At 41.2% G+C, this 23370-nt stretch carries 17 protein-coding genes, 1 tRNA gene and 1 pseudogene; 17 read left to right on the top strand and 2 right to left on the bottom strand.

Annotated features, from left to right (window positions below):
• Positions 1 to 77: 77 nt before the first annotated feature.
• The 13 genes from tuf (at position 78) to fusA (ending at position 16642) form a co-directional block, all read left to right on the top strand.
• On the top strand, positions 78 to 1277 hold the full coding sequence (gene tuf, locus QT74_RS04120) for an elongation factor Tu (protein WP_001040574.1): 1200 nt from the start codon (positions 78 to 80) through the stop codon (positions 1275 to 1277).
• Between the two features lie 33 nt (positions 1278 to 1310).
• On the top strand, positions 1311 to 1469 hold the full coding sequence (rpmG, locus tag QT74_RS04115) for a 50S ribosomal protein L33 (protein ID WP_000865159.1): 159 nt from the start codon (positions 1311 to 1313) through the stop codon (positions 1467 to 1469).
• 39 nt (positions 1470 to 1508) lie between these two features.
• Positions 1509 to 1584 (top strand) — tRNA-Trp (locus tag QT74_RS04110).
• Positions 1585 to 1724: 140 nt separating this feature from the next.
• Positions 1725 to 1904 carry a preprotein translocase subunit SecE gene (gene secE / locus QT74_RS04105; protein WP_000362123.1) on the top strand — a complete coding sequence of 60 codons (180 nt, stop codon included), beginning with the start codon at positions 1725 to 1727 and terminating at the stop codon, positions 1902 to 1904.
• A gap of 29 nt (positions 1905 to 1933) precedes the next feature.
• The gene (nusG, locus tag QT74_RS04100; protein ID WP_001846772.1) at positions 1934 to 2461 is read left to right on the top strand and encodes a transcription termination/antitermination protein NusG; all 528 of its coding nucleotides are present in this window, start codon (positions 1934 to 1936) and stop codon (positions 2459 to 2461) included.
• A 17-nt stretch (positions 2462 to 2478) separates the two neighbouring features.
• Entirely contained in the window at positions 2479 to 2904 is a 426-nt protein-coding gene (gene rplK, locus QT74_RS04095; RefSeq protein ID WP_001085997.1) for a 50S ribosomal protein L11, read from the top strand.
• Between the two features lie 44 nt (positions 2905 to 2948).
• Entirely contained in the window at positions 2949 to 3653 is a 705-nt protein-coding gene (gene rplA / locus QT74_RS04090; RefSeq protein ID WP_001085838.1) for a 50S ribosomal protein L1, read from the top strand.
• A gap of 108 nt (positions 3654 to 3761) precedes the next feature.
• Positions 3762 to 4256 carry a 50S ribosomal protein L10 gene (gene rplJ, locus QT74_RS04085; RefSeq protein ID WP_033764855.1) on the top strand — a complete coding sequence of 165 codons (495 nt, stop codon included), beginning with the start codon at positions 3762 to 3764 and terminating at the stop codon, positions 4254 to 4256.
• A 44-nt stretch (positions 4257 to 4300) separates the two neighbouring features.
• Positions 4301 to 4678, top strand: coding sequence for a 50S ribosomal protein L7/L12 (rplL, locus tag QT74_RS04080; RefSeq protein WP_001018219.1), 378 nt, complete (start codon positions 4301 to 4303; stop codon positions 4676 to 4678).
• 222 nt (positions 4679 to 4900) lie between these two features.
• Positions 4901 to 13573, top strand: coding sequence for a DNA-directed RNA polymerase subunit beta/beta' (locus QT74_RS04075; RefSeq protein ID WP_033764853.1), 8673 nt, complete (start codon positions 4901 to 4903; stop codon positions 13571 to 13573).
• 88 nt (positions 13574 to 13661) lie between these two features.
• Positions 13662 to 14069 (top strand): 30S ribosomal protein S12, encoded by a 408-nt coding sequence (gene rpsL / locus QT74_RS04070; protein WP_001142322.1) that lies wholly within the window; start codon positions 13662 to 13664, stop codon positions 14067 to 14069.
• 15 nt (positions 14070 to 14084) lie between these two features.
• Positions 14085 to 14552: a 30S ribosomal protein S7 gene (gene rpsG / locus QT74_RS04065; RefSeq protein ID WP_001254365.1), complete on the top strand. Its 468-nt coding sequence runs from the start codon at positions 14085 to 14087 to the stop codon at positions 14550 to 14552.
• 11 nt (positions 14553 to 14563) lie between these two features.
• Positions 14564 to 16642 (top strand): elongation factor G, encoded by a 2079-nt coding sequence (fusA, locus tag QT74_RS04060; RefSeq protein ID WP_033764850.1) that lies wholly within the window; start codon positions 14564 to 14566, stop codon positions 16640 to 16642.
• Between the two features lie 522 nt (positions 16643 to 17164).
• On the opposite strand, the gene QT74_RS04055 is transcribed toward fusA, so the two are convergent.
• Positions 17165 to 18154: an aldo/keto reductase gene (locus QT74_RS04055; protein WP_033764848.1), complete on the bottom strand. Its 990-nt coding sequence runs from the start codon at positions 18152 to 18154 to the stop codon at positions 17165 to 17167.
• A gap of 198 nt (positions 18155 to 18352) precedes the next feature.
• On the opposite strand from QT74_RS04055, the pseudogene QT74_RS04050 reads away from it, so the two are divergent.
• Positions 18353 to 18572, top strand: a pseudogene (locus QT74_RS04050) (hypothetical protein).
• Between the two features lie 153 nt (positions 18573 to 18725).
• Here the strand turns inward: QT74_RS04050 and waaF are convergent.
• The gene (gene waaF / locus QT74_RS04045; protein WP_033764846.1) at positions 18726 to 19775 is read right to left on the bottom strand and encodes a lipopolysaccharide heptosyltransferase II; all 1050 of its coding nucleotides are present in this window, start codon (positions 19773 to 19775) and stop codon (positions 18726 to 18728) included.
• Between the two features lie 61 nt (positions 19776 to 19836).
• Between waaF and hisS the strand changes: the two genes are divergently transcribed.
• From hisS to QT74_RS04030, 3 genes are all read left to right on the top strand, one after another.
• Positions 19837 to 21165 (top strand): histidine--tRNA ligase, encoded by a 1329-nt coding sequence (gene hisS, locus QT74_RS04040; protein WP_033618486.1) that lies wholly within the window; start codon positions 19837 to 19839, stop codon positions 21163 to 21165.
• Positions 21152 to 22192 (top strand): aspartate-semialdehyde dehydrogenase, encoded by a 1041-nt coding sequence (gene asd, locus QT74_RS04035; protein ID WP_033764844.1) that lies wholly within the window; start codon positions 21152 to 21154, stop codon positions 22190 to 22192. The genes hisS and asd overlap by 14 nt, the downstream gene beginning before the upstream one ends.
• Before the next feature lie 433 nt (positions 22193 to 22625).
• Positions 22626 to 23370, top strand: a 745-nt coding sequence (locus tag QT74_RS04030; protein WP_033764842.1) for a DUF874 family protein, incomplete at its 3' end; no start/stop codon positions are given.

Raw genomic sequence — 23370 nt, 5'->3', positions numbered from 1 at the left:
GTAGCATTTAGGAATACTTAGGATTTTGTTTAGTATAATTCTAAAATCCATTTCAATAAAATTAAGGAGAAATACAAATGGCAAAAGAAAAGTTTAATAGAACTAAGCCGCATGTTAATATTGGAACCATTGGGCATGTAGACCATGGTAAAACGACTTTGAGTGCAGCGATTTCAGCGGTGCTTTCTTTGAAAGGTCTTGCAGAAATGAAAGACTATGATAATATTGATAACGCCCCTGAAGAAAAAGAAAGAGGGATCACTATCGCTACTTCTCACATTGAATATGAGACTGAAAACAGACACTATGCACATGTGGATTGCCCAGGACACGCTGACTATGTAAAAAACATGATCACCGGTGCGGCGCAAATGGACGGAGCGATTTTGGTTGTTTCTGCAGCTGATGGTCCTATGCCTCAAACCAGAGAGCATATCTTATTGTCTCGTCAAGTAGGCGTGCCTCACATCGTTGTTTTCTTAAACAAACAAGACATGGTAGATGACCAAGAATTGTTGGAACTTGTGGAAATGGAAGTGCGCGAATTGTTGAGCGCGTATGAATTTCCTGGCGATGACACTCCTATCATAGCGGGTTCAGCTTTAAGAGCTTTAGAAGAAGCAAAGGCTGGTAATGTGGGTGAATGGGGTGAAAAAGTGCTTAAACTTATGGCTGAAGTGGATGCCTATATCCCTACTCCAGAAAGAGACACTGAAAAAACTTTCTTGATGCCGGTTGAAGATGTGTTCTCTATTGCGGGTAGAGGGACTGTGGTTACAGGTAGGATTGAAAGAGGCGTGGTGAAAGTAGGCGATGAAGTGGAAATCGTTGGTATCAGACCTACACAAAAAACGACTGTAACCGGTGTAGAAATGTTTAGGAAAGAGTTGGAAAAAGGTGAAGCCGGCGATAATGTGGGCGTGCTTTTGAGAGGAACTAAAAAAGAAGAAGTAGAACGCGGTATGGTTCTATGCAAACCAGGTTCTATCACTCCGCACAAGAAATTTGAGGGAGAAATTTATGTCCTTTCTAAAGAAGAAGGCGGGAGACACACTCCATTCTTCACCAATTACCGCCCGCAATTCTATGTGCGCACGACTGATGTGACTGGCTCTATCACCCTTCCTGAAGGCGTAGAAATGGTTATGCCTGGCGATAATGTGAAAATTACTGTAGAATTGATTAGCCCTGTTGCGTTAGAGTTGGGAACTAAATTTGCGATTCGTGAAGGCGGTAGGACCGTTGGTGCTGGTGTTGTGAGCAATATTATTGAATAATATTAGCAAAAAGAGTTACCATAAAGGGTCATTATGAAAGTTAAAATAGGGTTGAAGTGTTCTGATTGTGAAGACATCAATTACAGCACAACCAAGAACGCTAAAACTAACACTGAAAAACTGGAGCTTAAGAAGTTCTGCCCAAGGGAAAACAAACACACTCTTCATAAAGAAATCAAATTGAAGAGCTAGTTCTTTCTTTTGTGTTGTGATTTAAAAGGAGGGGAGATTAGGTCAGTAGCTCCAATGGTAGAGCGTCGGTCTCCAAAACCGGTTGTTGGGGGTTCGAGTCCCTCCTGGCCTGCCATCTACTAATTTATTCTATCAAATTTTTGTTTCAATTGGATTGTTTTTGAATTTTTTAATTTTAGTTTAAGCTATTTTGGATAAAATTGAAAATTCTTTTAATGTATAAATATTAAGTTTAAGTGAGGGCGAAAAGAAACTATGGATAAATGGCTCATGCAATATAAATTAGCTAGAGAAGAGCTTTCTAAAGTGATATTTCCTATTAAAGAGCAGATACGCAATGCGCTTGTTTCTGTTTTGGTGGTGGTGAGTGCTATCACGCTGTTTTTAGCTTTGTTGGATTTTTCTCTGGGGGCTTTTATCTCTAGTGTTCTATAGGTTGGTGGCTTTAAATAAGGAGAATAATGATGGATTGGTATGCTATACAAACTTATTCAGGGAGCGAGCAGTCCGTTAAGAAAGCGATTGAGAATCTAGCGAACGATCATAATATAAGAGATAGGATACAAGAGATCATTGTGCCTACTGAAGATATTATAGAGGTTTCTAAAAAAAGCAAGACGAAAGTAACGGAACGAAGCCTTTATCCTGGATATGTTTTTATTAAGGTGGATTTAGATACGGTTTTGTGGCATAAGATACAATCTTTGCCAAGAGTGAGCCGTTTTATTGGAGAAAATAAAAAGCCAACCCCATTGAGTGAAGCGGATATTGGGCATATTTTAGAAAAAATGAATAACCGAGCGGCCCCCAAGCCCAAAATCTTTTTTGAGCAAGGCGAAGTGGTGCGTGTGGTGGAAGGCCCTTTTGCGAACTTTACCGCTACGGTGGAAGAGTATGATGTGGAACACCGCAAGCTCAAGCTCAATGTTTCTATTTTTGGTAGGAACACTCCAATAGAGATTTTGCATTCGCAAGTGGAAAAAATTATATAACTTTTTAAGGAGAAAACATGGCTAAAAAAGTAGTCGGAGAAATCAAACTTCAAATCCCTGCCGGTAAGGCAAACCCTTCACCTCCCGTAGGGCCAGCGTTGGGTCAAAGAGGGGTTAATATCATGGAATTTTGTAAGGCTTTTAATGAGAGAACTAAAGACATGGGGAGTTTTAATATCCCGGTGATTATCACGGTTTATCAAGATAAGAGTTTTACCTTTATCACTAAAAAGCCTCCGGTAACCGATTTGATCAAAAAAGCTTCTGGGGTTGAAAAAGGTTCTGACAACCCACTCAAAAATAAAATTGCAAAGCTCACCCACAAGCAAGTGGAAGAGATCGCACAATTGAAAATGGAAGATTTAAATACAAGCACCATGGAAGCGGCCAAAAAAATCGTTATGGGCAGCGCTAGGAGCATGGGCGTAGAAGTTGTGGATTGATTGGGTGTTGTTGGAATTGAAAGAAATTTTTAAGGATTAGAATCGTGGCAAAAAAAGTATTTAAAAGATTGGAAAAACTTTTTTCTAAAATTCAAAACGATAAAGCGTATGGCGTAGAGCAAGGCGTAGAGGTAGTTAAATCTCTCGCTTCAGCCAAATTTGATGAAACCGTGGAAGTAGCGTTAAGACTAGGGGTTGATCCAAGGCATGCGGATCAAATGGTGCGCGGTGCGGTGGTGCTTCCTCATGGAACAGGGAAAAAAGTGAGGGTGGCTGTTTTTGCAAAAGACATTAAACAAGATGAAGCCAAGAACGCTGGGGCTGATGTCGTTGGCGGAGACGATTTGGCTGAAGAAATCAAAAACGGCCGTATTGATTTTGACATGGTGATCGCAACGCCTGATATGATGGCGGTTGTCGGTAAAGTGGGTAGGATTTTAGGCCCTAAAGGTTTGATGCCAAACCCCAAAACCGGAACCGTTACGATGGATATTGCTAAAGCGGTTAGTAATGCTAAAAGCGGTCAAGTGAATTTCAGGGTGGATAAAAAGGGCAATGTTCATGCCCCTATTGGTAAGGCGAGTTTTCCTGAAGAAAAAATCAAAGAAAACATGCTTGAGTTGGTTAAAACGATCAACCGCCTAAAACCCAGTAGCGCGAAAGGCAAGTATATTAGAAACGCCGCTCTTTCGCTCACCATGTCGCCTTCAGTGAATTTGGACGCACAAGAATTGATGGACATTAAATAGCGTTAGGAGTTTTTAATCTTAGGCTGAAGATCGTAAGAGCTAAAAAGCTTAAAATTTCTTTTTTAAAAAGATAATCTTGCAGAGGTCTAGTCTAGAAAGGAGGAAAAGATGCAAAAACAACATCAAAGGCAGCATAAAGTAGAGCTAGTCGCTAACTTAAAATCGCAATTTGCAGATGCCAAAGCCCTTTTAATTTGCGATTATAAGGGTCTTAGCGTGAAAAAGTTGGAAGCTTTAAGGAATAAGGCTCGCAATCAAGACATTAAAGTGCAAGTGATTAAGAACACTCTCGCTCATATTGCCATGAAAGAGGCCGGCTATTCTGATTTGGATTTGAAAGAAACCAATGTGTTTTTGTGGGGCGGTGATCAAATCGCTCTCTCTAAACTCGTGTTTGATTTCCAAAAAGAGCATAAAGATCATTTTGTGTTGAAAGCGGGCTTGTTTGATAAAGAAAGCGTTAGCGTAGCTCATGTGGAAGCGGTTTCAAAACTCCCAAGCAAAGAAGAGCTTATGGGAATGTTGCTTTCTGTTTGGACGGCTCCGGCACGTTATTTTGTGACCGGTTTAGACAATTTGCGTAAAGCGAAAGAAGAAAACTAAGAGCCTATGATGGCTTTAATTAAAAAAATTTGAAGGATTGGATTATGGCAATTTCAAAAGAAGAAGTGTTAGAGTATATTGGTTCATTGAGCGTTTTAGAGCTTGCTGAATTGGTTAAAATGTTTGAGGAAAAATTTGGCGTGAGCGCGACTCCAACGGTCGTAGCGGGTGCGGCTGTAGCTGGCGGTGCAGCGGCTGAGAGCGAAGAAAAAACCGAATTTAATGTGATTTTGGCTGATAGCGGTGCTGAAAAAATCAAGGTGATTAAAGTGGTTCGTGAAATCACTGGACTTGGCCTGAAAGAAGCTAAAGACGCTACCGAAAAAACCCCTCATGTGCTTAAAGAGGGCGTGAATAAAGAAGAAGCTGAAACCATCAAGAAGAAACTTGAAGAAGTGGGTGCTAAGGTTGAAGTCAAGTAAGACTTAAAAACAGAAAGGCCTTTGTGCCTTTCTCTGCTCTAGTGTGGCAGATGATTTTGCTCCATGATTTTGTTTGTGAGCGTGTGGCCTAAAGTGGTTAGTATTGCAGGTGGGTTTTGGTATTTTTATCATGGATGGTTCTAAAGTTTAAAGATCCTTTTGCAATGCTTACTTGAATTAATGCATTAAATAACTCAAAATTTTTGATCAAAGGCTTGAAATATGTCAAAAAAAATTCCCCTAAAAAACCGCTTGAGAGCTGATTTTACAAAAACCCCGACAGATTTAGAAGTTCCTAATTTATTATTATTACAACGAGACAGCTATGATTCTTTCTTGTATTCCAAAGATGGCAAAGAGAGTGGGATTGAAAAGGTTTTTAAATCCATTTTCCCTATTCAAGATGAGCATAACCGCATCACTTTAGAATACGCAGGTTGCGAATTTGGCAAGTCTAAATACACTGTTAGAGAAGCGATGGAGAGGGGCATTACCTACTCTATTCCGCTTAAAATTAAAGTGCGCTTAATCTTGTGGGAAAAAGATACCAAAAGTGGCGAAAAGAACGGCATCAAGGATATTAAAGAACAAAGCATTTTCATTCGTGAGATCCCTTTGATGACAGAACGCACTTCATTTATTATCAATGGGGTGGAGCGCGTGGTCGTCAATCAGCTCCACAGAAGCCCCGGTGTGATTTTCAAAGAAGAAGAGTCCAGCACTTCTTTAAACAAGCTCATTTACACAGGGCAAATCATCCCTGATAGGGGTTCGTGGCTGTATTTTGAATACGATTCTAAAGATGTTTTGTATGCTCGTATCAACAAACGCCGTAAAGTGCCTGTTACCATTTTATTCAGGGCGATGGATTATCAAAAACAAGACATCATCAAAATGTTCTACCCGCTTGTTAAAGTGCGTTATGAAAACGATAAATATTTGATCCCGTTTGCTTCATTAGACGCCAATCAAAGAATGGAATTTGACTTGAAAGATCCTCAAGGCAAGATCATTCTTTTAGCAGGAAAAAAGCTCACTTCAAGAAAGATTAAAGAGCTTAAAGAAAACCATTTGGAATGGGTGGAATACCCTATGGATATTTTACTCAATCGCCATTTAGCTGAGCCTGTTATGGTAGAGAAAGAAGTCTTATTGGACATGCTCACTCAGCTAGATAAAAACAAATTAGAAAAAATCCACGATTTAGGCGTGCAAGAATTTGTGATCATCAACGATCTGGCTTTAGGGCATGACGCTTCCATTATCCATTCTTTTTCAGCCGATTCTGAGTCTTTGAAATTACTCAAGCAAACCGAAAAAATTGATGATGAAAACGCTCTAGCAGCGATTCGTATCCATAAGGTTATGAAACCAGGCGATCCTGTTACGACTGAAGTGGCTAAGCAGTTTGTCAAAAAACTTTTCTTTGATCCAGAACGCTATGATTTGACCATGGTGGGGCGCATGAAAATGAATCACAAGTTAGGCTTGCATGTGCCTGATTACATCACGACTTTAACGCATGAAGATATTATCACCACCGTTAAATATCTCATGAAAATCAAAAACAATCAGGGCAAGATTGATGACAGAGACCATTTGGGAAATCGTAGGATTAGGGCGGTAGGGGAACTATTGGCCAATGAATTGCATTCAGGCTTAGTGAAAATGCAAAAGACCATTAAAGACAAGCTCACTACCATGAGTGGGGCTTTTGATTCGCTCATGCCCCATGACTTGGTTAATTCTAAAATGATCACTAGCACCATCATGGAATTTTTCATGGGCGGCCAGCTCTCGCAATTTATGGATCAAACTAACCCTTTGAGTGAAGTTACGCACAAACGCCGCCTTTCAGCGCTCGGTGAAGGGGGGTTAGTCAAAGACAGGGTAGGGTTTGAAGCCAGGGATGTGCACCCCACGCATTATGGCCGAATTTGTCCCATTGAAACCCCAGAAGGTCAAAATATCGGTCTGATCAACACCCTTTCCACTTTCACAAGAGTGAATGATTTAGGCTTTATTGAAGCCCCTTATAAAAAGGTTGTGGATGGCAAGGTAGTGGGTGAGACGATTTATTTGACCGCTATCCAAGAAGACAGCCACATCATCGCTCCTGCAAGCACCCCCATTGATGAAGAGGGTAATATTTTGGGCGATTTGATTGAAACGCGCGTGGAAGGCGAAATCGTTTTAAACGAAAAAAGCAAAGTAACCTTAATGGATTTAAGCTCTAGCATGCTAGTAGGGGTCGCCGCATCGCTCATTCCTTTCTTAGAGCATGATGACGCCAACCGCGCCTTAATGGGGACTAACATGCAACGCCAAGCGGTGCCTTTATTAAGAAGCGACGCTCCCATTGTAGGCACAGGGATTGAAAAAATTATCGCTAGGGATTCTTGGGGAGCGATCAAGGCCAATCGTGCAGGCGTTGTAGAAAAAATTGATTCTAAAAACATCTATATTTTAGGCGAAGGCAAAGAAGAAGCCTATATTGACGCGTATTCTTTGCAAAAAAACTTACGCACCAACCAAAACACCAGCTTCAATCAAGTCCCTATCGTTAAAGTGGGCGATAAAGTAGAAGCTGGGCAAATCATCGCTGATGGCCCTAGCATGGATAGGGGCGAGTTAGCGTTAGGGAAAAATGTGCGCGTGGCGTTCATGCCTTGGAATGGCTATAACTTTGAAGACGCCATCGTGGTGAGTGAGCGCATCACTAAAGACGATGTTTTCACTTCCACCCACATTTATGAAAAAGAAGTGGATGCCAGAGAGCTTAAGCATGGCGCGGAAGAATTTACCGCTGATATTCCTGATGTGAAAGAAGAAGCGCTCGCCCATCTTGATGAAAGCGGGATCGTTAAAGTCGGCACTTATGTGAGCGCTGGCATGATTTTAGTGGGCAAGACTTCTCCTAAAGGCGAGATTAAAAGCACGCCTGAAGAGCGGCTTTTAAGGGCTATTTTTGGGGATAAAGCTGGGCATGTGGTCAATAAGAGTTTGTATTGCCCCCCCAGTTTGGAAGGCACGGTGATTGACGTGAAAGTTTTCACTAAAAAAGGCTATGAGAAGGATGCGCGGGTTTTGAGCGCGTATGAAGAAGAAAAAGCCAAGCTTGATATGGAGCATTTTGATCGCTTGACCATGCTCAATAGAGAAGAATTGTTGCGCGTTAGTTCGCTCCTTTCTCAAGCGATTTTAGAAGAGCCTTTCAGCCATAACGGCAAGGATTATAAAGAAGGCGATCAAATCCCTAAAGAAGAAATCGCTTCAATCAACCGCTTCACTTTGGCTAGTTTGGTCAAAAAGTATTCTAAAGAAGTGCAAAACCACTATGAAATCACTAAAAACAATTTCTTAGAGCAAAAGAAAGTTTTGGGCGAAGAGCATGAAGAAAAGCTTTCTATTTTAGAAAAAGATGATATTTTGCCTAATGGCGTGATCAAAAAAGTCAAGCTCTATATCGCTACAAAGCGAAAGCTTAAAGTGGGCGATAAAATGGCAGGAAGGCATGGGAATAAAGGGATTGTGTCTAATATTGTGCCGGTTGCGGATATGCCTTATACCGCTGATGGCGAGCCTGTAGATATTGTCTTAAACCCTTTAGGCGTGCCAAGCCGCATGAATATCGGGCAGATTTTAGAAATGCATTTAGGCTTAGTGGGGAAAGAATTTGGGAAGCAAATCGCTAGCATGCTAGAGGATAAAACCAAAGATTTTGCCAAAGAATTGCGCGCTAAAATGCTAGAAATCGCTAACGCCATTAATGAAAAAGACCCCTTGACAATCCATGTCCTTGAGAATTGCTCTGATGAAGAGCTTTTGGAATACGCTAAAGATTGGAGCAAGGGCGTTAAGATGGCTATCCCTGTGTTTGAAGGCATCTCGCAAGAAAAATTTTATAAGCTGTTTGAGTTAGCCAAGATCGCTATGGATGGCAAAATGGATCTGTATGATGGGCGCACCGGCGAAAAAATGAGGGAGCGCGTGAATGTGGGCTATATGTATATGATCAAACTCCACCATCTAGTGGATGAAAAAGCCCATGCCAGAAGCACAGGCCCTTATAGCCTAGTAACGCACCAACCCGTTGGGGGTAAAGCGCTCTTTGGAGGTCAAAGGTTTGGGGAAATGGAAGTGTGGGCGCTAGAAGCTTATGGTGCGGCGCACACCTTAAAAGAAATGCTCACCATTAAATCCGATGATATTAGAGGCAGAGAAAACGCTTATAGGGCTATCGCTAAAGGTGAGCAAGTGGGCGAGAGCGAAATCCCTGAGACTTTCTATGTTTTGACTAAAGAATTGCAATCGCTCGCTTTGGATATTAATATTTTTGGGGACGATGTGGATGAAGATGGAGCGCCTAAACCCATTGTCATTAAAGAAGATGACAGGCCTAAAGATTTTAGCTCTTTCCAACTCACACTAGCCAGCCCTGAAAAAATCCATTCTTGGAGTTATGGGGAAGTTAAAAAGCCAGAAACGATCAATTATCGCACCCTAAAGCCTGAACGAGATGGCTTGTTTTGCATGAAAATCTTTGGTCCCACTAAAGATTATGAATGCTTGTGCGGTAAATACAAAAAGCCTCGCTTCAAAGACATTGGCACATGCGAAAAATGCGGCGTGGCGATCACGCATTCCAAAGTCAGGCGTTTTAGAATGGGGCATATTGAATTGGCCACTCCTGTAGCGCACATCTGGTATGTCAATTCCTTACCTAGCCGTATCGGCACGCTTTTAGGCGTTAAGATGAAAGACTTAGAGCGCGTGTTGTATTATGAAGCTTATATCGTTAAAGAACCAGGCGAAGCCGCTTATGACAATGAAGGCACTAAGCTTGTGATGAAATACGATATTTTGAATGAAGAGCAGTATCAAAATATCTCACGAAGATACGAAGATAGGGGCTTTGTAGCGCAAATGGGCGGCGAAGCGATCAAGGATTTGCTAGAAGAAATTGATCTGATCACCTTATTGCAGAGTTTGAAAGAAGAAGTGAAAGACACTAATTCGGATGCGAAAAAGAAAAAACTCATTAAGCGTTTGAAAGTGGTAGAAAGCTTTTTAAATTCTGGTAATAGGCCTGAATGGATGATGCTCACGGTTTTACCGGTATTGCCACCGGATTTAAGGCCTTTAGTCGCGCTAGATGGCGGGAAGTTTGCGGTCAGCGATGTGAATGAATTGTATCGTCGTGTTATTAATCGTAACCAACGCTTGAAACGCCTAATGGAGCTTGGGGCGCCAGAAATCATTGTGCGCAACGAAAAAAGGATGTTGCAAGAAGCCGTGGATGTGCTTTTTGATAACGGCCGCAGCACCAATGCGGTTAAAGGGGCTAACAAACGCCCTTTAAAATCGCTCAGCGAAATCATTAAAGGCAAGCAAGGGCGTTTCAGGCAAAACCTTTTAGGTAAGCGCGTGGATTTTTCAGGCAGAAGCGTGATTGTGGTTGGACCTAATCTTAAAATGGATGAATGCGGGTTGCCCAAAAACATGGCGTTAGAACTCTTCAAACCGCATTTGTTATCCAAGCTTGAAGAGAGAGGCTATGCCACCACGCTCAAACAAGCTAAACGCATGATTGAACAAAAAAGCAATGAAGTGTGGGAGTGCTTGCAAGAAATCACAGAGGGGTATCCGGTGCTACTCAACCGCGCTCCTACCTTGCACAAGCAATCCATTCAAGCGTTCCATCCAAAGCTGATTGACGGCAAAGCGATCCAGTTGCACCCGTTAGTGTGTTCAGCGTTTAACGCCGATTTTGACGGGGATCAAATGGCGGTGCATGTGCCTTTAAGCCAGGAAGCGATCGCTGAATGCAAGGTGCTGATGTTAAGCTCTATGAATATCCTTCTGCCCGCTAGCGGTAAAGCCGTAGCCATTCCTAGCCAGGATATGGTTTTAGGGCTTTATTATCTTTCTTTAGAAAAGAGTGGGGTCAAGGGCGAACATAAGCTTTTTTCTAGCGTGAATGAAATCATCACCGCTATTGACACGAAAGAATTAGACATCCACGCAAAGATTAGGGTTTTAGATCAAGGGAATATTATCGCTACGAGCGCGGGGCGCATGATCATTAAGTCTATTTTGCCTGATTTTATCCCTACGGATTTGTGGAACAGACCCATGAAGAAAAAAGATATTGGCGTGCTTGTGGATTATGTGCATAAAGTCGGCGGTATCGGTATTACTGCAACCTTTTTGGATCATTTGAAAACGCTTGGCTTTAGGTATGCGACTAAGGCTGGTATTTCTATCTCTATGGAAGATATTATCACGCCAAAAGACAAGCAAAAAATGGTGGAAAAAGCCAAAATAGAAGTTAAAAAAATCCAGCAACAATACGATCAAGGGCTGCTCACTGACCAGGAGCGTTACAATAAGATCATTGACACTTGGACTGAAGTCAATGACAGAATGAGTAAAGAAATGATGACCGCTATCGCGCAAGATAAAGAGGGCTTTAACTCTATTTACATGATGGCGGATAGCGGCGCAAGGGGTAGCGCGGCGCAAATCCGTCAGCTTTCAGCGATGAGGGGTCTTATGACAAAGCCGGATGGCAGTATCATTGAAACGCCCATTATTTCTAACTTTAAAGAGGGGTTGAATGTCTTAGAATACTTTAACTCCACGCATGGCGCTAGAAAGGGCTTAGCGGATACAGCACTAAAAACAGCCAATGCGGGGTATTTGACAAGAAAGCTCATTGATGTTTCGCAAAATGTCAAGGTGGTGTCTGATGATTGCGGCACGCATGAAGGGATTGAAATCACGGATATTGCAGTAGGGAGTGAATTGATTGAACCTTTAGAAGAGCGTATTTTTGGGCGCGTTTTATTGGAAGATGTGATCGATCCCATTACGAATGAAATCTTGCTTTATGCGGACACTTTGATTGATGAAGAGGGCGCTAAAAAGGTGGTTGAAGCCGGGATTAAATCCATTACGATCCGCACCCCAGTAACTTGTAAAGCGCCAAAGGGCGTGTGCGCGAAATGCTATGGCTTGAATTTGGGCGAAGGCAAGATGAGCTATCCAGGTGAAGCGGTGGGCGTGGTAGCCGCGCAATCTATTGGGGAGCCTGGAACGCAGCTCACTTTAAGGACTTTCCATGTGGGCGGGACAGCGAGCAGGAGTCAGGATGAGCGCGAAATTGTAGCGAGCAAAGAAGGTTTTGTGCGTTTCTACAACCTTAGGACTTACACGAATAAAGAGGGTAAAAACATTATCGCTAACCGCCGTAACGCTTCTATTTTAGTGGTAGAGCCTAAGATTAAAGCGCCTTTTGATGGGGAATTACGCATTGAAACGGTCTATGAAGAAGTCGTTGTGAGCGTGAAAAATGGCGATCAAGAAGCTAAATTTGTTTTAAGAAGAAGCGATATTGTCAAGCCAAGCGAATTAGCCGGCGTTGGCGGTAAGATTGAGGGGAAAGTGTATTTGCCTTATGCTAGTGGGCATAAGGTGCATAAGGGGGGAAGTATCGCTGATATTATCCAAGAGGGCTGGAATGTGCCTAATCGCATCCCTTATGCGAGCGAATTGCTAGTCAAGGATAATGACCCTATTGCACAAGATGTGTATGCCAAAGAAAAAGGCATAATCAAATACTATGTTTTAGAGGCTAACCATTTAGAGCGCACCCATGGGATCAAAAAGGGCGATATGGTGAGTGAAAAAGGCTTGTTTGCGGTGATAGCTGATGATAATGGTAGGGAAGCCGCTCGCCATTATATCGCTAGGGGTTCTGAGATCTTGATTGATGATAATAGTGAAGTGAGCGCTAATAGCGTGATTTCTAAACCCACGACTAACACTTTCAAAACGATTGCCACATGGGATCCTTACAACACCCCTATCATTGCGGACTTTAAAGGTAAGGTGAGTTTTGTGGATGTTATCGCAGGGGTTACGGTCGCTGAAAAAGAAGACGAAAATACCGGTATCACAAGCTTAGTGGTGAATGATTACATTCCAAGCGGATACAAACCAAGCTTGCTTTTAGAAGGGGCTAATGGCGAAGAAGCACGTTATTTCCTAGAGCCAAAAACTTCTATCGCCATTAGCGATGGCTTTAGCGTGGAGCAGGCTGAAGTGTTAGCGAAAATCCCTAAAGCGACCGTTAAATCCAGGGATATTACTGGGGGTCTCCCAAGGGTTTCTGAACTCTTTGAAGCGAGAAAACCCAAGCCTAAAGATGTGGCGATCCTTTCTGAAGTGGATGGGATAGTGAGTTTTGGCAAACCCATTCGCAATAAAGAACACATCATCGTAACTTCTAAAGATGGCCGTTCTATGGATTATTTTGTGGATAAAGGCAAGCAAATTCTAGTGCATGCCGATGAATTTGTGCATGCAGGAGAAGCGATGACGGATGGAGTAATCTCAAGCCATGATATTTTAAGGATCAGTGGCGAAAAAGAGCTTTATAAATACATTGTGAGCGAAGTCCAGCAAGTGTATCGCAGGCAGGGGGTGAGCATTGCGGACAAGCACATTGAAATCATTGTCTCTCAAATGCTAAGGCAAGTGCGCATTTTAGACAGCGGGGATAGCAAGTTTATTGAAGGGGATTTAGTCAGTAAAAAACTCTTCAAAGAAGAAAACGCTCGTGTGATCGCTTTAAAAGGCGAGCCAGCGATTGCTGAACCGGTGCTTTTAGGGATCACCAGAGCGGCTATTGGGAGCGATAGCATCATTTCAGCGGCCTCTTTTCAAGAAACGACTAAAGTTTTAACAGAAGCCAGTATCGCCATGAAAAAAGACTTTTTGGAAGACTTGAAAGAAAATGTGGTGTTAGGAAGGATGATTCCTGTGGGAACGGGCATGTATAAGAATAAAAAAATCGTGCTGAGAGCGCTTGAAGATGGCCCTAAATTTTGATATAAAAAATCGGTTAAGATTTTTAAAAGAAAAATTAGGGTAAAATGGAAAGACTTATAGTTTTAAATTTTTAGAATAAGGAAAAATAGTGCCTACTATCAATCAGTTGATTAGAAAAGAAAGGAAAAAGGTGGTTAAAAAAACCAAATCACCTGCATTAGTGGAATGCCCTCAAAGGAGAGGGGTTTGTACTAGGGTTTATACAACTACCCCTAAAAAGCCTAACTCGGCTTTAAGAAAGGTTGCTAAGGTTCGTTTGACCAGCAAATTTGAAGTGATTAGTTACATCCCTGGTGAGGGGCATAACTTGCAAGAGCACTCCATTGTGTTAGTGCGTGGGGGTAGGGTTAAGGACTTACCCGGTGTGAAATACCATATTGTCCGTGGTGCTTTAGACACTGCAGGGGTCAATAAGAGAACGGTTTCACGCTCTAAGTATGGGACTAAAAAAGCTAAAGCAACCGACAAGAAAGCAACAGACAGCAAGAAAAAATAAGAGGAAAACAAACACATGAGAAGAAGAAAAGCACCCGTTAGGGAGGTTTTGGGCGATCCTGTTTATGGGAATAAGGTGGTTACCAAGTTTATCAATAAGATGATGTATGACGGCAAGAAAAGCGTAGCGGAAAAAATCATCTACAAAGCTTTTAATAAGATTGAAGAAAAAAGCGGTGAAAAGGGCATTGAAGTGTTTGAAAAAGCCCTAGAGAGGGTGCGTCCTTTGGTGGAAGTGCGCAGCCGAAGAGTGGGTGGGGCCACTTATCAAGTGCCGGTAGAAGTGCGAGCGAGTCGCCAGCAGTCGCTATCAATCCGTTGGATTTTAGAAGCCACTAGAAAACGCAACGAAAGAATGATGGTGGATAGATTGGCTAATGAGCTTATGGATGCAGCTAGCGATAAGGGTGCGGCTTTTAAGAAAAAAGAAGATGTGCATAAAATGGCAGAAGCGAATAAAGCGTTCGCGCATTACCGCTGGTAATTGGAGTTAGAATGGCTAGAAAAACCCCATTAAACAGGATCAGAAATATCGGTATCGCCGCTCACATTGATGCCGGGAAAACCACCACTTCTGAAAGGATTTTATTCTATACAGGCGTGAGCCATAAGATCGGCGAAGTGCATGATGGCGCGGCGACAATGGACTGGATGGAGCAAGAAAAAGAAAGAGGGATCACTATCACTTCTGCGGCAACGACTTGCTTTTGGAAGGATCACCAAATCAATTTGATTGACACTCCAGGGCATGTGGATTTTACCATTGAAGTGGAACGATCCATGCGCGTGCTAGATGGCGCGGTTTCAGTGTTTTGCTCGGTGGGGGGCGTGCAACCTCAAAGCGAGACTGTGTGGCGTCAAGCGAATAAATACGGCGTGCCTAGGATTGTTTTTGTCAATAAAATGGATAGGATTGGGGCGAATTTCTACAATGTAGAAAATCAGATCAAACAACGCTTGAAAGCGAATCCTGTGCCTATCAATATCCCCATTGGGGCTGAAGACACTTTTATTGGCGTGATTGATTTAGTCCAAATGAAAGCGATCGTTTGGAATAATGAAACCATGGGAGCCAAATACGATGTGGAAGAAATCCCTAGCGATTTATTAGAAAGGGCTAAAGAATACCGAGAAAAGCTTGTAGAAGCCGTAGCCGAGCAAGATGAAGCCTTAATGGAAAAGTATTTGGGCGGTGAGGAATTAAGCGTTGAAGAAATCAAAAAGGGCATTAAAACAGGTTGTTTGAACATGAGCCTTGTCCCCATGCTTTGTGGTTCTTCTTTTAAAAATAAGGGCGTGCAGACTTTATTAGATGCGGTGATTGACTACTTGCCAGCACCCACAGAGGTTGTGGATATTAAGGGGATTGATCCAAAGAGCGAGGAAGAAGTTTTTGTGAAATCCAGCGACGATGGCGAGTTTGCCGGTTTGGCGTTTAAGATCATGACGGATCCTTTTGTGGGTCAACTCACTTTTGTGCGCGTGTATCGTGGTAAGCTAGAGTCCGGTAGCTATGTGTATAACTCCACCAAAGACAAAAAAGAGCGCGTGGGAAGACTCCTTAAAATGCATTCCAACAAGAGAGAAGACATTAAAGAAGTTTATGCGGGCGAGATTTGCGCGTTTGTGGGCTTGAAAGACACGCTGACTGGGGACACGCTTTGCGATGAAAAGAACGCCGTCGTCTTAGAGAGGATGGAATTTCCTGAGCCGGTCATTCACATCGCTGTGGAGCCTAAAACGAAAGCAGACCAGGAAAAAATGGGCGTAGCGTTAGGCAAGCTCGCTGAAGAGGATCCAAGCTTTAGGGTGATGACTCAAGAAGAAACCGGGCAAACTCTCATTGGCGGCATGGGTGAATTGCACCTAGAAATCATCGTGGATAGGTTGAAAAGAGAATTTAAGGTGGAAGCTGAAATCGGTCAGCCGCAAGTCGCCTTTAGAGAGACTATCCGCTCAAGCGTGAGTAAAGAGCATAAATACGCTAAGCAAAGCGGTGGTCGTGGGCAATACGGGCATGTGTTTATCAAGCTTGAGCCTAAAGAGCCTGGCAGTGGGTATGAATTTGTGAATGAAATTTCTGGGGGCGTGATCCCTAAAGAATATATCCCTGCGGTGGATAAGGGTATCCAAGAAGCGATGCAAAATGGCGTTTTGGCAGGCTATCCGGTGGTGGATTTTAAAGTTACCCTTTATGATGGGAGCTACCATGATGTGGATTCTTCAGAAATGGCGTTTAAAATCGCTGGATCTATGGCGTTTAAAGAAGCGAGTCGCACGGCTAACCCGGTTTTACTAGAGCCTATGATGAAAGTGGAAGTGGAAGTCCCTGAAGAATACATGGGCGATGTGATTGGCGATTTGAATAGAAGAAGAGGGCAAATCAATTCTATGGACGATAGATTAGGCTTGAAAATCGTGAACGCTTTTGTGCCGTTGGTGGAAATGTTTGGTTATTCTACGGATTTACGATCAGCCACTCAAGGGCGTGGGACTTACTCTATGGAGTTTGATCATTATGGCGAAGTGCCTAGCAATATCGCTAAGGAAATTGTAGAAAAACGCAAAGGCTGATTTGATTATAACGCTCTCTTAAAAAAGGGGTGTTGCACTATTTAAACTTTTCTCCTTTAAATTAAAGAGACTTTTTAGGTGGTTTATCCCCTTAATGAGTCTTTCTTCATTTTAATTTGCTATAAAATTGCTTTTTAGCTTTGTTCTCATCAAATAAGGGGTAACTAAAACTTTGATTTTTAAAAATGGGGTTTTGGTTGCTTCGTTTAATCGTTTTAGATTTTATTTCATGGTGGAATTCGTTTTCTTAAGGGGTTAGGGGGTATTTTGTGGCAATGCCCTTTAAAAATCCCCCTAGCTCATAGACTGCCTGCAAGAAATTTCATTTGATGAGCGACAAAGTCTTTTGTGTTCAAAAAACGCTTTTTGGCATTTTTCAAATTCTTATAATCAATTTTTTATTAAAACAAAGCCTTGTTAAAATGCCTTAAAAAAATTTGTTAGGGAGAAAACACACTAACAAATAAAAAGAACGCTTCAATCTTTTTTAAAAAGCCAACGCAATATAAATACCCAATAATTTTATTTATCCACCATTTTATTGATTCTTTCAGGGTAGCGAGCCCCTTCTATTTTGATTGCAGCCAATTCTTTTTGGAAAACCTCCAATTCTTTTTGACTCCAAGAAACTTGCAAAGCCCCTATATTTTCTATGAGCCTGGATTCTTTGGTGGTGCCAAAGAGAGGGACAATGATTTTTTGGGTGTGCAAAATCCATGAGAGAGCCAGTTGGGCTGGTGTAACGCCTTTAGCGTGTGCATGATCTTGGATCAATTCCACTAAAGCGTAATTTTTGGCTAGATTTTCTTGATTGAATCTGGGAGAAACGCTTCTAAAATCTTCACTAGCAAAGGTGGCATTTTTTTCAAATTTCGCGCCTAAAAACCCCTTACCCAAAGGCGAAAAGGCGACAAAGCCAATTTTTTCTTTTTCTAAAAATCCTAAAATCTCTTTTTCAGGTTCGCGCCACCACAAGGAATATTCGCTCTGCAACGCGCTTAAAGGGCAAATTTGATGGGCTTTTTGGATGCTAGACAACCCTGCCTCACTCATCCCCCAAGCTTTAATTTTTCCTTCTTTAATAAGAGCTTGCATAACTTCTGCCACTTCTTCTATGGGCGTGTTAGTATCCACACGGTGCTGGTAGTATAAATCAATGCATTCTACTTTTAAGCGTTTCAAACTCCCCTCAACAGCACTCTTAATACGACTAGGACTGGAATCTAAAAACATAGTTGCGTATTTGTCGTTAGGATCTGCGTAGTAAATCCCAAACTTGCTCGCTACCACAACCTTGTCTCTAAAAGGCTTGATCGCTTCGCCTAAAAGCTCTTCATTATCTTCCCCATAAGCCTCTGCAGTATCAAAAAAGTTAATACCCAATTCCAAAGCCTTGTGGATAAGTTTAACCATCTGCTTTTTATCATGGACTTCCCCATACCCATAAGTCATGCCCATGCACCCTAGAGCTAACGCGCTCACTTTTAAAGGACCTAAATGACGCTGTTGCATACAAACTCCTTGATTTTATATTGGGTTTTCAGTATAACCGCAATCTTAATTTTTGTCAAACTTTCTAAAACCAGAGATAATTTAGTTTTTTAAGGCAACAAAACCACCAAAATCATCAAAAATTTGATTGGTTTCTATTCATTTACTTTTGAAAAATATAATTCTCTCGCTTTTAAAACCATCACAAGGAGTTTTCGTATGAAAAAGCAAATCTTGACAGGCGTTTTGTTATCAGTTTTAGCGGTGAGTTCTGTATACGCTCACAAAGACAAAAAAGACGCTAAAAAACCTGAGTTAAGCTCTCAATTAGTGGCTCACAAAGACAAAAAAGACGCTAAAAAAACCTGAGTTAAGCTCTCAATTAGTGGCTCACAAAGACAAAAAAGACGCTAAAAAACCTAAAAACTCAGTAGCTTAAGGGCTTTTGACTCAAAAAAGCGTTTTTAAAAACGCTTTTTTGAATACTATTCTATCCATTTTTACCACTCTTTAAATTTTTTGCATGCAGATTTTTCAATTTTTGTCAATAGAGCCGTGTTTTTAAAAACATTAAAAAATAAATAAAAGGCGTTTAACCCTCTTCTAAAAGCACAGAAGCGGCTTGAATAACTTCAAAGGGCGTGATGGATTTCATGCACAAATGGTTTCTTTCATTCTTTAAGGGGCAGACTCGTTTTTTGCAAGGCGAACAGCTTAAATGATGGTTTAATACAATGGCTTTTTGGGCTTTATAGGGGCTAGTTTCTTTTTCATCAGTGGGGCCAAAAAGAGCGATTAAGGGGGTTTGTGTGCCAGCAGCCACATGCATAGGACCGCTATCATTAGTGATGAATAAATCTAAAGTAGCGATGCTCTCTATCAATTCTTCAATGCTGGTTTTCCCGCACAGATTATAAGCGTTATTGAATAATAAGGGGTTTTTCAACAAGCCTTTAACGGATTTTAAAATTCCTTCAGAAACGATAGCGTCTTCTTTAGCCCCAAAAAAATAAATTTCATGCCCTTTTTCTAACAAAGTAGCGGCGACTTCAGCGTAATAAGAAGCCAACCATCTTTTAGCACTCCCATAGCTTGCACTAGGGTTAAAGCCGATTTTTTTAGGGGTGTTTGGGGTGCGAGCGGGGAGGTTAAAGGCTAGTTTTAAGGGTAAAACGCTTTTTTGATCCAATTCTTTTTTTAAAAATTGCGAAAACAAAAAGCAATATTTTTCCACTTGGTGATACTCTTTAGGGGCAGGAGCGATCGCATGGCTGAGAAACAAAGAACGAAAAAATTGAGCAAAACCGATGCGAACGGGCGTTTTTGTTGCATAGAGCAAAAAAGCGGAATAAAAATGGTTGTTTAAAGCGATCGCCATATCGCAACGCCCTATTTTTTGAGCGAGTTTGTAGGTGGCTAATAACCTGAAAAAGGATTTTTTGGTGTCATCTGTAAAAACGGCTTCTATTTTCTCATCTTTTTGGAAAAGTTCGCAAGTGATTTTTGGGCCAACCAAGACAAAACGCGCGTTAGGGTAGTGGTTTTTAAGGGTGTAAAAAAGCGAGCTTGCCATCACCCCATCGCCTAACCAATTAGGCAAACGCAATAAAATACGCATGCGTTTGGGTGTGATCATGTTCATCAATAGCCCTTTTTTAAAGATTTTAAGCTAAAATTTTAACATACAAATACAAGGAAATGGAATGATTACCCCTAAAGTGTTGAGCGGGTTTAAAGACCGCTTGCCTAAAGATGCGATACAAAAGGCTCAGTTGCTTTCTAAAGTTTCAGTTGTTTTTCAAAGTTTTGGTTTTGTGCCGATTGAAACCCCCCATTTGGAATACGCTGAAACGCTACTGCCTGATGCGAGCAGTGATATTCAAAAAGAGATTTATCGTTTTAAAGATCATGGGGATAGAGATGTGGCTCTAAGGTTTGATTTGACCGTGCCATTAGCGCGCTTTGTTTCTTTGCACCACCAAACGCTAGGCATGCCCTTTAAACGCTACGCTATAGGCAATGTCTTTAGGGGTGAAAGGGCGCAAAAAGGGCGTTATAGAGAATTTACGCAATGCGATTTTGATTTTATAGGGAGCGAGAGCTTGGTGTGCGATGCTGAGATCATTCAAGTGATTATCGCTTCTTTAAAAGCTTTGGATTTGGAAGATTTTTGCGTTTCTATCAATCACAGGAAAATTTTGAACGGGATATGCGAATATTTTGGGATTTCTCAAGTGAATGCGGTGCTGCGCATTGTGGATAAACTAGAAAAGATTGGCCTAGATGGGGTTGAAGAAGAGTTAAAAAAAGAATGCGATTTGAATTTAAACACCATTAAAGAGCTTTTAGAAATGGTTCAAATCCAACAAAACGATTTAAGCCATGCGGAATTTTTTGAAAAAATTGCTTATTTGAAAGATTATAATGAAAATCTAAAACAGGGCATACAGGATTTAGAAAAGCTATACCAGTTGTTAGGGGATTTGCAAATTTCTCAAAACCTGTATAAGATTGATTTTTCTATCGCTAGGGGCTTAGGGTATTATACAGGGATTGTGTATGAAACCACGCTTAATGATATGAAGTCTTTAGGGAGCGTGTGTTCAGGGGGCCGTTACGATCATTTGACTAAAAATTTTTCTAAAGAAAATTTGCAAGGGGTGGGGGCTTCTATTGGGATTGACCGGTTGATTGTGGCTTTAAGTGAAATGCAATTATTAGATGAGCGCTCCACCCAAGCTAAAGTGCTAATCGCTTGCATGCATGAAGAATATTTTTCTTATGCAAACCGCTTGGCCGAGTCTTTAAGACAAAGCGGGATTTTTAGCGAAGTCTATCCAGAAGCCCAAAAAATCAAAAAACCCTTTTCTTACGCCAACCATAAAGGGCATGAGTTTGTGGCTATCATTGGCGAAGAAGAATTTAAAAGCGAAACTTTAAGCTTAAAAAACATGCATTCAGGCATGCAATTGAATTGTTTGAGCTTTTTAAAAGCCCTTGAAATCATTGGAGAAAACGATGAAGACTTATAATGTCGCCATTGTCGGGGCCAGTGGGGCGGTAGGGCAAGAGTTGATTAAGGGTTTAGAACATTCTTCTTTCCCTATTAAAAAGTTTGTCCCGCTCGCTAGTGCTAGAAGTGCTGGTAAAAAGATCAAAGCGTTCAATAAAGATCATGAAATTTTGGAAACCACGCATGAGGTTTTTGAAAAAGAAAAGATAGACATCGCCTTTTTTAGCGCTGGGGGGAGCGTGAGCGAAGAATTTGCCATAAGCGCTTCAAAAACGGCCCTAATGATTGATAACACGAGCTTTTTTAGATTGAATGAAAAAGTGCCTTTAGTCGTGCCTGAAATCAACGCTAAAGAAATTTTTAACGCTCCTTTAAATATCATCGCTAACCCTAATTGCTCCACCATTCAAATGACGCAAATCTTAAATCCCTTGCACCTCCATTTTAAGATAAAAAGCGTGATTGTTAGCACCTATCAAGCCGTGAGTGGGGCAGGAAACAAGGGGATAGAGAGTTTGAAAAATGAGCTAAAAACCGCTTTAGAATGTTTGGAAAAAGACCCCGCTATTGATTTAAACCAGGTTTTGCAAGCCGGGGCTTTCCCTTACCCGATCGCTTTCAATGCGATCGCTCATATTGATGTTTTTAAGGAGAATGGCTACACGAAAGAAGAGCTAAAAATGGTGCATGAAACCCACAAAATCATGGGCGTGGATTTCCCTATTAGCGCGACTTGCGTGCGCGTGCCGGTATTAAGGAGCCATAGCGAGAGTTTGAGTATCGCTTTTGAAAAAGAATTCGATCTCAAAGAAGTCTATGAAGTTTTAAAAAACGCCCCTAGCGTGGTTGTTTGCGATGATCCCAGTTATAATCTTTACCCAACGCCCCTAAAAGCGAGCCACACGGATAGCGTCTTTATAGGGCGCTTGAGGAAGGATTTGTTTGATAAGAAAACCTTGCACGGCTTTTGCGTGGCGGATCAATTAAGAGTGGGGGCAGCCACCAACGCGCTCAAAATCGCCATGCATTACATTAAGAACGCTTGAGTTTATTCAAAGATAACAAAGATGAATGCACATGCGCTTGAATTAAGGGCAAGGATCAATCTAGCCCAATCTCTCAAAAAGAGCTTTAGGTTACTAAGTTTGCGATGTTAAACAAGGGTGTAATTGAATTTCTCAAGGCTTGATTGAGAGAAATGCTAATATTTGGTAGGTCAAAAGGAATATAAAGGCTTACACTCAAGCAGAGAGTGAATGTTTAACTAGCGAGTTATTGCCTATTATTCCATTTAAAAGGGTGTGAGTTTAAGGTATAAGGAAAACTTGTATCAAGTTTTGTTGGAATGGATTAGAAAAATCTGATTGGATTGACCCTCACAATTTTTCAAACCAATTGTTTAATAGCGATTAAATATGGCTATATATACTACAATAATAAGATTTTGAAAAGTGAGATTGTTTTTTTGAAAGGATTTAAATGCCTATTATAAGGGTTTTAGTAATGCTTGCAACAATGATGATGAAGTTAGGAAAAATGGCAAAAGAAAAGAAAGTTTTTAAGAGTGTGGGAGTGTCTATAATGGGGATTGCTTTTTGGGAGGCGATAAAAGACTCGATAAAAAAACAAATTAAAAAAAGCAATTGGATATGCGGGAATGTTAAGACTGCGGATGATTATTTAAAAACGCATCCTAACTCATGGTTTAATTCAGCAATAGGTGTAACAACGATAACAGCCATGCTTATGAATGTGTGTTTTGCTGATGACCAATCCAAAAAGGAAGTGGCTGAAACTCAAAAGGAAGCTGAAAATGCTAGGGATAGAGCAAACAAGAGTGGGATAGAACTGGAACAAGAAAAACAGAAGACAAGCAATATAGAGACTAATAACCAAATAAAAGTAGAACAAGAAAAACAGAAGACAAGCAATACGCAAAAAGATTTGGTTAAAGAACAGAAAGATTTGGTTAAAGAACAGAAAGATTTGGTTAAAGAACAGAAAGATTTGGTTAAAGAACAGAAAGATTTGGTTAAAGAACAGAAAGATTTGGTTAAAGAACAGAAAGATTTGGTTAAAGAACAGAAAGATTTGGTTAAAAAAGCAGAACAAAATTGCCAAGAAAATCATAATCAATTCTTTATTAAAAAAGTAGGAATTAAGGGTGGTATTGGTATAGAAGTAGAAGCTGAATGCAAAACCCCTAAACCCACAAAAACCAATC

Origin of the sequence: Helicobacter pylori SA213A, from assembly GCF_000476275.1 — a bacterium.
Taxonomy (GTDB): domain Bacteria; phylum Campylobacterota; class Campylobacteria; order Campylobacterales; family Helicobacteraceae; genus Helicobacter; species Helicobacter pylori_CL.
This window is presented reverse-complemented; position numbering and strand designations above follow the sequence as displayed.